We start from the raw sequence: 901 nt of genomic DNA on the forward strand, positions 1-901 counted from the left end.
GGTCACGGTCTGCGTACACTGCGCGATGTTGCCGCTACCATCGGTAACGATCCATGTTACTGTTGTATCTCCTAATGGGAACTCAAATGTAACAGGGTCTATATCCGCACCATTAACTTGAGCCACAACAGAGTCTACAGAACAGTTGTCTGCAGTAGTTGGCGTACCAAGTGCAACAGTTGTCAAACAGTTACCAGCTGCGTCATCGGATGTATTGGCTGTTACGTCCGCAGGACATGTAATAGTTGGATCCTCGTTATCTGTCACGGTTACGTCGAAGCTACAGGTAGCGGTGTTTCCGGAGGCATCCGTTACTTCGAATGTATTTGTTGTTGTTCCCACAGGGAATAGTGATCCTGAGGGTAGTCCGGCAATCTGTGTTGTTGTCGCTCCCGTTGAGTTGTCGGTTCCTACGGGAGTGGTATATGTTACGATTGCTCCACAGGTTCCTGCGTCCACGTTCATGTTGAAGTCCCCAGGACACGTAATTTCCGGGTCCTCGTTATCGGTCACTGTCACGTCAAAGCTACAGGTAGCGGTGTTTCCGGAGGCATCCTCCACTTGGAAGGTTACCGTCGTTGTCCCTACGGGGAACAATGATCCAGAAGCAGGACCAGCGATTCTTGTTGTGGTTACGGTTCCAGAGGCGTTATTATCGGTTCCAACAGGATCGGTATATGTTACAATGGCACCGTCAGTTGCAGGGTCCACGTTCACGTTGAAGTTCCCAGGACACGTAATTTCCGGGTCCTCGTTATCGGTCACTGTCACATCAAAGCTACAGGTAGCTGTGTTACCAGAAGCATCTTCAACCTCGAAGGTATTAGTCGTTGTCCCTACCGGGAATAATGACCCAGAAGGAAGTCCCGCAATTTGAGTAGTAGTTACTGTACCTGAGGCA

Annotated in this window: 1 protein-coding gene; it reads right to left on the minus strand. The window is 49.8% G+C overall.

Annotated features, from left to right (window positions below):
- The coding region (locus EYD45_RS17040) for an HYR domain-containing protein (RefSeq protein WP_262708626.1) at window positions 1-873 on the minus strand (873 nt) is incomplete at its 3' end.
- Between the last annotated feature and the right edge of the window lie 28 nt (window positions 874-901).

Origin of the sequence: Hyunsoonleella flava, assembly GCF_004310325.1 — a bacterium.
GTDB classification, from domain to species: Bacteria; Bacteroidota; Bacteroidia; order Flavobacteriales; family Flavobacteriaceae; genus Jejuia; species Jejuia flava.